Genomic DNA, 8,999 nt, shown 5'->3' with positions numbered 1-8,999 from the left:
GCTGGGTGGCGTGGTCATTCGCGCCGGTGCCGATATCAATGAGGAGCAGCTGGTGCGGATCATCCGGGCGGTTCGCAAGGCATGATCCCGGCTGGCGTGAAGGTGTTGGTCGCCAGTCATCCCGTCGAACTTAGAAAAGTCCCGACGGCCTTCTGGCCCTGGTGCGCGATGCCGGCTCGGATCGGCCTCGATCGTCTTGCGCACCAGCGCCGTGTCGCCACCATGACGTTGACCGCACCAGTCGGCCCGGACACGACGTTGCCCTCAGCGCGCGTATCACTGCTTCGACCGTCTTGGCATTGGCACCGGGCCATTGCATCACGACGCCGTCGATCTCGAACTCGATCACGCCTGCGTCTCGGGTGGCTTTCCATTTCCGCTGCTTCGATGGATGCCCAGCTACAGGTCCCGGCGCCGCCACAACCGCCGGCAGGAAGGCAGGAGAATCTTGCTGCACCGAAGCTGCCTGTTTGCGCGGTTCGCGGCGCCAGGCGAAGACCGCTGTGGCTGGGACCATAACGGGCGACCTCGGAAGTGATTACTTTCGGCCCCGCGTTCTCCGCGATGATCGATGATCCGCGCTTTGTCATCGCACAGATCACCGGCGCCGGCCGCCCGCACCGGTGATCACCTCGAAACGTCGAGGCTGCCGCTCCGAGTCAAGTAAGGTCAAGTCAAGACACCTGCCGATCTCCGACTCCAATGCAGAACCGGCAACCTCACAGATCGACACCACTCCCGAAAATGGCCCGTAAACACGGCCAAAGCCTGGGGTCAATACCCATTTCAGAATCGCGGCAAAGTCGCCGTCGCCGCTCAAGTGCGCGGTGTGCAGGGCTACACGGGCGATCGTAGTGACGCTGTACACTTTGTCGATACGCCAGATCAAGCGACCGCGGCGCCAGGCCCTTGCGGCGCCATTTAGCGATGTTCGCCGGTACATCGACATTCGCCCACCGCCGATACCCGATCACGGCTGGCCCTTGCGCATCCTATCCTCGTGAGCCCCACGTCCACAGTCCGGAAAACGTTTATTATCGAGTTCCGGATCGCACACTCAGTTATGCACGATAGAGCGTGTGAGGAGTGCTGCTCAGGATTTCCGACCCTTGCTCTGTCACAACAACGTGTTCACTGGTTCCAAACACGTAGCCATTTTCGCCGCACAGAATGATTGGCATGTGCAAGGTCATATTGGGCTCGAGAATGTCTTTTGCGCCAGGTTCAAGACTTATATAACCACGCTCCACCCAATTAATACCGGTTTGATAGCCAACCCGGTGGTTAAGAAGCCCGGGGCGGCCATGTCGTTCGAGTACCTTTCTGCCTGCCGCATCAACTTCGCCGGCCGTGGCGCCAGGCCTGATCACAGAAATGGCCGCCTCAAGTACTTCAATCGAAAGGTCGTGCAGGCTTTCAGTCTCGGGGTGGCGGCCGAGTACGGCGCTTCGAACAAGCCCACAGTGGTACCCGCTTTGAACTCCGCCCATTTCCATAAACGCAGGCTCATTGTTCCTGATTGCATTGTTTTTGGCACTGCCGTGCGGTAGCTTAGTTCGTTCGCCAAAGAGCAATGTTGAGGAACTCGCGCTTGCGGGTACCGTACCCCCGGCTTGCTCGACTTCGCTTTCTATATTCGCCGCCACTTCCGCCTCTGAAATGCCTTCCCGAAGAGACCGCTGGAAAACTTTAACGGCTAGGTCTGTCATTTTCATTGCGGAACGCATGACTTCTAGTTCCATCTTCGTCTTAACGGCTGCGACTGTCGCCACTAGACGAGACGCGTCAACAAATTTCAAATCTGGAAGTTCCGCCTGAAGCGCGTTAACGTCCGCCGGTGCAAGATTCCAACAACCAAGCTCAAGGCCAATCCTACCCTTCAAGCCGAATTTTCGAATGGCATCGGCGCATACTTGAGCGAACTCTGTTTGTTCTCTGTAGTGGACGATATCCTCCACCCAGCTGGCTAGGCGGACACTTCTTAAATCAAATTCTCGGACGACTAAGGTTGGCTTTTGCCCCGGCACAAGAATCAATGGAAACGGCATGAAGATTGCGCCGCGCCCGTCGTATCCGCTAAGATACTGAAGGTTACCGTGCGCGGTGACCAATAAAGCATCAAGGTTTGCGCGTTCCATCGCCTCAAATACTCTCTGAAGGCGGCATTCGTACTCGGCACTTGGGAAAATAAGGCCTACCAGAGGAACTGACGATGTACTAGTCATTTGGTCACCTCAAATTGTTCTAAAGCTCATCCACCCGCTAGACGGAGGTTTGCCGCGAATCCGCACACTCGGATACCATCCGCCGCTTGATCGGGAGGATCCCTTTCACACCCGCTCCGGTCAAATGCATTTTCCATATTGCAGTCATCTGGGCACGCGATGGCCTCACAAGCGGGGGCGTTTTATCTACGATCCTTAACACCATGTTCCAGTGCCGGCCGCAAGCTCGACGCGCTGACCAACAGCTCTTCGTTCCAAGGCTAGCCGTGCCCTTAGGTTCCGTTGGAGCAATACGGCGCAAACTGCAGTCCGTCCACGATGTGGGCCGGCGGGTCTACGATGTCGGCCGGCGAGTGGCGCCTAGGTGTTTGGTCCCGGCATTTGATGGGTGGGATCGAATCGGAACCGTTCAGGCTCTTTTGCCCAGATTTTGCAGATGAACTCGTGGGGTGTGAGGCCCTTGAGGGTCTTAAGCCGGCGCGCGAAATTGTAAGCTAAGATGAAGTCGGCGAGATGCCGGCGCAGTTGATCGTGATCGTCATAGTGGAAGCGCTTGACGGTGGCGTCCTTGATGGTCCGATTCATCCGCTCGACCTCGCCGTTCGTCCAGGGATGGTTGATCTTTGTGAGCCGGTGCTCGATGCCATGTTCGTCGCAGATGCCGTCGAAGATGTGCTGAAGGGCATGCCGGTCGCAGGTCCGGTTGGTGAACTGAATGCCGTTGTCGGTCAGATGGTATGGATGGCATAGGGCACAGTCGGGATCAGGTTGCGAAGGAATTGGGCCACCGCCATCTTGCCCGCCGTCGGGTGCAATTCCGCATAGGCGAATTTCGACGTCCGATCGATGGCCACGAAAAGGCGCAGCTTGCCCTCGGCGGTCTGCACCTCGGCGAGGTCGATATGGAAATAGCCGAGCGGATAGGCGTTGAACTTCTTCCTGGCCGGCTTGTCGGCGTCCTGCGGCAGCCGCGAAATGCCATGGCGCTGAAGGCAGCGATGCAACGACGAGCGCGTCAGATGCGGGATCGAGGGCTGTAGGGCATAGAGGCAATCATCCAGCGCCAGCAACGTGTGCTTGCGAAAGGCGACGATCACCGCTTCCTCTTCGAGCGACAGCACTGTCGATCTTGGTTTCTTCGGGCCGGTGGGAAGCGGCGGTCGAGGTCCGGTTCCTCCACTTTCTAACGGTCTTCTGATCGATGCCGTAGCGCTTGGCCAGCGCTCTCAGGCTCTCTTGACTATGCTGTATCGCTTGACGGACTGCCTCTGTCGTCGTGGCGCGGCGGTGTAGAACCTGTCCCATAGCGCATCCTTTGATTCGGACGGCAATGATGCGCCATTAAAGTCCGGGATCAAACACCTAGGTTCTCCGCAACACGTCCAGCGGGCAGAAGCTGCCTGCCGGGAAAGCGCTCGGCCACCGTCTACACGCGGCCGCTGCCTCAACCTCCCGGCCCGCCAACGCGATCCGACGCCGACAATCACCATCTTCACTCCGTACGCACTTCGTTTGCAACTCCAGCCTCAGGCCGATTGCGCCGTCACGACGGTCCCACGTGGGCAGCTGATGGAAAGCACCAGGGTCTCCACTTGACGGGAACGTGACGCGCAGCGCTATCGACCGAGGTCACGGCAACCGCCATCAAGCGTGAGCACGAACCGCCAAGAAACTTCGGTGACCTGCTGTATCCGAGAAGCCGGCAAGCTCGATTAATACCAGCTCACCGTCACTTCACGAAAGATGGCTTCTGAAAGCCTCAGAGTTAAGTACGAGGACCTGCTGAACAGCTATTGGATGGAATTTAACACTTGCTGCCGGCGTTGGGCGGCAGCGAATGATTTTGTCGGGGTCGGCGGTCCAGGTGAAAGCTTTGGTCCCATTTGGCTGCAGGCCGTGCGCCTGCGGTCCAGTGCGTCGTCTTACCGGAGGATCGGCGAGCATGAACCCACCACGCGCTCGGCAATCTGAGCCCGATCTGCGCAATGGGCGAAAGCCTGTCTTGTCACGAAGTAGCCCCTCGAAGCCTGCAGTAGCGAAGCGCTCCTGCCACACCAAGGCAACCAAACGCCCATGGTCAAACAGCGAGACGGTGAGAGATATTCCGGCGCGCATACGCATCGCATGCCCGCAGGGGAAAGGGAATTCCGATCCGGACATGTCAGGCAAGGCAAGAACCCCTAGCTTACCTGAACAGGCGCGTCGCACTCGAGACCCGCCGACTAGTGCAGTGTCCTCCGTCGTCAGGGAATTTGAGACAACTGGAGCGCTGATTTAGCGGAGGCTCTGGCGCGTCTCGGTTGTCATTTTGGCGGCTCTGGGTGTCGCAGGGCCGTTGTTCGATTGGACTTTCGTTTGATCCTTTCCCTTTGCAACAGAATGGTCTGGCCTCGGGCGAAGTAAATGTCGGCCGGGGTGAGGTTGTCGAGGCTCTCGTGGTAGCTGCCGGTGATTGTAGTGCTCGACGAAGGAGGCGATCCGGCTTCGAGATCGCCGGGCAGCAAGTAATTTTCGAATAGAATGCGGTTCTTCAGCGTCTGGTGCCATCGCTCGATCTTGCCCTGGGTCTGCGGATGGCTGGGCGCGCCGCGGGTGCGCTCGAAGTTTTGATCCGAGAGCCAATCGGCCAAGCCGCCGCCATGTAGCACGGGCCGTTGTCGGAGACTAGCCGCGGCCGCTGACACACCGTCGCCCGATCGCAGCCCGATGCCGTGAGCGCCAGGTCAGCGTGTCGGTGACCTCCACCCTCATGGTCGTGCATAGCTTCCAGGCGATGATATAGTGGGAGAAGTCGTCCAGAATGGTGGAGAGATAGAACCAGCCCCAGCCGATGACCTTCAGATAGGTGAAGTCGGTCTGCCACAGCTGTTCGGCGCAGTTGTCTTGTCATGGAACTCGTCGGCAGCCTTGATGAGGTGAAGGCCGGGCTGGTGATCAGATCGTGGGCCTTACCGAAGCCTCCGAGACAAAATAGCTTTCTGTGTCGGTGAACGTTACCGCCAGTTCGCGTGGCGACAGCTCCGGCCTGTCTAGGGCGAATTCGACGATCTGCTCCCGCACCTCGTCGGGAATGCGGTTCCAATCGGTGGAAGGTGGCGCGGGGAATGCCGAGCTTGTCCAGTGTGAGGCGTGCCAGCGGGTGCGACTGCTCGACGACCCGGATGATCTCGAGCTTCTCGGAGGCGAGGTATCTCATTCGTCGTCGCTCCCATCCGCGATCATGCTTTTTTGAGCAGCCGCAGTTCAAGCGCCTGCTCCGCGACGACCTCCTTCAGATCACGGGTCTCGCGGCGCAGCACCTTGACCTCTTCGCTGGTGGCGGCACGCGCCGTGTCACCTGCCAGCCGTTTCTTGGCGGCCTCGAGGAATTCCTTCGACCAGTTGTAATAAAGGCTCTCGGCAATTTCTTCGCGCCGGCACAGCGCGATCGATTCCTCGCCGCGCAGACCTTCCAGCACGATGCGGATCTTATCTTCCGCTCCATACTGCTTGCGGGTGGCCCGGCGCATGTCCTTGATGACCGTCTCTGCTGTTTCGGTGTCTCGGCTTTCTGTCTCATCTTCGCTCCTTGAAGGGCTACGATGAGCCAGAAATCCTCCTCTCTCAGTTAAGCCGATATTGCCTCATTGGTGCTGACACCGGACACACAAAAGAAATCTCGGTCGTTCTGTGCGAGTAGGAGCCCGGCGCAGAGTGCTTCCGCAAACATGCTTCTCTTCATCAATCCGTTCTTCAACCAACGACCATTCACCAGTCTCATAAGGCGGAACAATTCGTCTGCATGTCAGTGTTCGCAGGAGAACGGCTTGGTAGGCTGTAACTGCGCTGCCAATCGACGATTTTACAGGGCTAATTTTGATAAGATTGAACGCCCGATCCGGAGTTTTAGATGAAAGGTTCTGCAACCGCTGCATTGGAGGGCCTCAAACGCCCGAACCTGCTGCAACGAGGCGCGTATGTGAATGGCGCTTGGCTCTGGAAGCCGGAAACCCTCCCGGTGGTGGATCCCGCTACTAGCGAAGAATTGGCTCAGGTGGCAGCCTGCGAAATGTCTGATGTAGATAACGCGGTGCATTTCGCGCGAAGCGCATTCCTGCGGTGGCGCGACTTGCTTCCTTCAGAACGGGGCGCATACCTCCGGAAGTGGGCGACAGGATTGCGCGAAAACGCGGAAGATCTGGCCGTCATCATGACCGCCGAGCAGGGCAAACCCGTCACGGAGGCTCGCGGCGAAATCTCATACGCTGCGGGCTTTCTGGACTGGTTTGCAGCGGAGGGCGAGCGAGCGTACGGCGAAACCATCCCCAGCCATATAGTTGGAAGCCGGCTCGCCGTGCAGATGCAGCCCATCGGAGTGACCGTTGCTATCACACCATGGAACTTTCCATCGGCAATGATCACTAGAAAAGCTGGAGCGGCATTGGCCGCTGGCTGCACCATGATTGTAAAGCCCGCTCCAGAAACCCCCTTGTCAGCTCTCGCGCTTGCCCGTCTTGCCGAAGACGCAGGAATCCCCGCCGGCGTGTTTCAGGTGATAACCGGCGAAGCTCCCCCAATTGCCAAGCGGCTGTTGGAACATACCGATGTGCGCGCGTTCTCCTTTACGGGCTCGACCGAGGTCGGCCGAATCCTGCTTGAGCAATCCGCAAGGACTATAAAGAAAGCTTCGCTCGAGCTGGGCGGCAATGCTCCGTTCATTCTTTTCGACGACGTGCCGATGGAAGCTGCGGTCGCAGGCTGCATGGCAGCAAAGTTCGCTACATCCGGCCAGGACTGTTTGGCAGCAAACAGGATTTACGTTCAGCAGGGAGTCTACGACCGATTCGTAGAAGAATTCGGCAAGGCCACCAGCAAACTGAAAGTCGGACACGGATTGGAGCTCGACGTCGACATCGGTCCAATGACCAAGGCATCTGGTGCCGAAAAATGCAGGCGGCAGATCTCCGAGGCCCTTTCAGCAGGGGCTCGAATGATAGTCGGCGCACAGGATACCGCTCTTGATGGGAACTTCGTGATGCCGACAGTGCTCGCCGATGTGACCGACGACATGCGGGTTGCAAAAGAAGAAACGTTCGGGCCAGTGGCTGCAATTCTGCCCTTCGACAACGAAGCGGAGGTGCTCGCGCGCGCGAACAACTCTGAGATGGGTCTTGCGGCGTATGTTTACACCCGAGATCTTAACCGCGCGATGCGGCTTACCGACCGGCTCGAATACGGCATGGTGGCGGTCAACACCCCAAAATTTACGGGAGCGGCCATCCCCTTCGGCGGATGGAAACAATCCGGACTCGGCCGGGAAGGCTCAAAACATGGCATTACCGAATATCTGGAACCCAAATACACCTGCTTCGGAAACCTTGCAGCATAAGAGGATGCGTTGATGGCTATCAACATTAAAGAAGTAAGCGAGAAGGACAGGAACTCTGTCCTGCATCCTTTCACGCAGCTCAGGGATTTCGCTAGCGGCAAGCTTGGTGATCCAACGATCATCGAAACGGGCAAAGGCATCCGCATCCAGGATGCGCATGGAAACCAGTTTATCGACGGCTTCGCTGGCCTATACTGCGTTAACGTCGGCTACGGCCGCACCGAAGTCGCAGAGGCGGTCTCCCGCCAAGCTCACCGTCTCGCCTATTACCATTCCTACGCCGCGCACACGACCGACGAACTTGCTATCCTGTCTGACCGTCTCGTGAAAATGGGGCCAGGTAAGATGAGCAAGATTTTTTATGGCATGTCCGGCTCGGACGCCAACGAGACGCAGGCCAAACTGGTCTGGTACTACAACAATCTTCGGGGCAAGCCGAACAAGAAAAAGATCATCTCGCGCGAGCGCGGTTATCACGGCTGCAGCGTCGTGTCGGGGTCCATGACCGGCATGAGCTTTTACCACGACCACATGGATCTGCCGCTCCCGCAGATTGTTCACACCGGTGTTCCACACCCGGGCGAGACCGAGCGCGAATTCTCCGTTCGCCGCGCCGCCGAGCTGGATCAGCTGATCGAACGCCTGGACCCGGACAATGTTGGCGCCTTCATCGGCGAGCCGGTGCTCGGCAGGGCGGCATCACGCCTCCGCCGGAAGGTTACTGGGAAGCGATACAGACGGTCCTCAAAAAGCATGATGTGCTGCTCATTGCTGATGAAGTCATCACCGGTTTCGGCCGGATCGGCTAAATGTTCGGCTCCCAGCACTATGGCATCGAGCCAGATCTGATCACGATCGCGAAAGGTTTGACGTCGGCCTACTTCCCGCTCTCCGCGGCAATCGTCGGTGAAAAGGTCTACAAGGTTCTGGAAGATGGAGCCGACAGAGTCGGTGCATTCTCCCACGGCTATACCTACTCAGGTCATCCGATCGGAGCGGCGGCGGCGAACGCGGTTCTCGACATTGTCGAGAAGGAAGACCTACCCGGCAATGCTCGCAACGTTGGCGCATTCTTCCAGGCGCAATTGAAGGAAAGATTCGCGCAGTTGCCGATCGTCGGCGAAGTGCGCGGCGTCGGTCTTATGGGCGCAATCGAATTTGTCGCCGATCGGCACAAACGCAAAGGTTTTGATCCGACGCTCAAGGTTGGTGCCAGAATTTCGAAGGCTGCCCGTGACCGTGGTCTTATCGCTCGTGCCATGCCGCTCGGGGACATTTTGGGCATTGCTCCGCCGTTGATAGCAACCAAGGCAGAAGTCGAAGAGATCGCTGCAATCGCCGAAAGCGCAGTGCGCTCGGTGATGGACGAACTCGTCCGGGATGGCCACATCCTCTGAAACACGCTT

3 protein-coding genes and 3 pseudogenes are annotated in these 8,999 nt (G+C 58.2%); 2 read left to right on the top strand and 4 right to left on the bottom strand.

The annotated features are described in order from the left end of the window. Positions 1 to 598 precede the first annotated feature (598 nt). The 4 genes and pseudogenes from EN824_RS18745 to EN824_RS18730 all read right to left on the bottom strand — a co-directional run bounded on the left by EN824_RS18745 (position 599) and on the right by EN824_RS18730 (position 5,734). Positions 599 to 889 carry a hypothetical protein gene (locus EN824_RS18745; RefSeq protein ID WP_128314538.1) on the bottom strand — a complete coding sequence of 97 codons (291 nt, stop codon included), beginning with the start codon at positions 887 to 889 and terminating at the stop codon, positions 599 to 601. 172 nt (positions 890 to 1,061) lie between these two features. Beyond that, positions 1,062 to 2,225 carry a Xaa-Pro peptidase family protein gene (locus EN824_RS18740; protein WP_128314539.1) on the bottom strand — a complete coding sequence of 388 codons (1,164 nt, stop codon included), beginning with the start codon at positions 2,223 to 2,225 and terminating at the stop codon, positions 1,062 to 1,064. Positions 2,226 to 2,585: 360 nt separating this feature from the next. After that, positions 2,586 to 3,530, bottom strand: a pseudogene (locus EN824_RS18735) (IS481 family transposase). A 998-nt stretch (positions 3,531 to 4,528) separates the two neighbouring features. After that, positions 4,529 to 5,734 (bottom strand): annotated as a pseudogene (locus EN824_RS18730) (IS3 family transposase). Between the two features lie 380 nt (positions 5,735 to 6,114). Between EN824_RS18730 and EN824_RS18725 the strand changes: the two are divergent. Together EN824_RS18725 and EN824_RS18720 are read left to right on the top strand one after the other, a co-directional pair. Continuing rightward, complete coding sequence (locus EN824_RS18725) at positions 6,115 to 7,593, top strand: NAD-dependent succinate-semialdehyde dehydrogenase (protein WP_128314540.1); 1,479 nt, start codon at positions 6,115 to 6,117, stop codon at positions 7,591 to 7,593. A gap of 12 nt (positions 7,594 to 7,605) precedes the next feature. Further along, a pseudogene (locus EN824_RS18720) lies at positions 7,606 to 8,990 on the top strand (aminotransferase). Positions 8,991 to 8,999: the final 9 nt, after the last annotated feature.

It is taken from the genome of Mesorhizobium sp. M8A.F.Ca.ET.181.01.1.1 (genome assembly GCF_004792025.1).
GTDB lineage: Bacteria > Pseudomonadota > Alphaproteobacteria > Rhizobiales > Rhizobiaceae > Mesorhizobium.
Note: the sequence above shows the minus strand (reverse complement) of the source record. Positions and strands in the feature narration are given on the sequence as shown.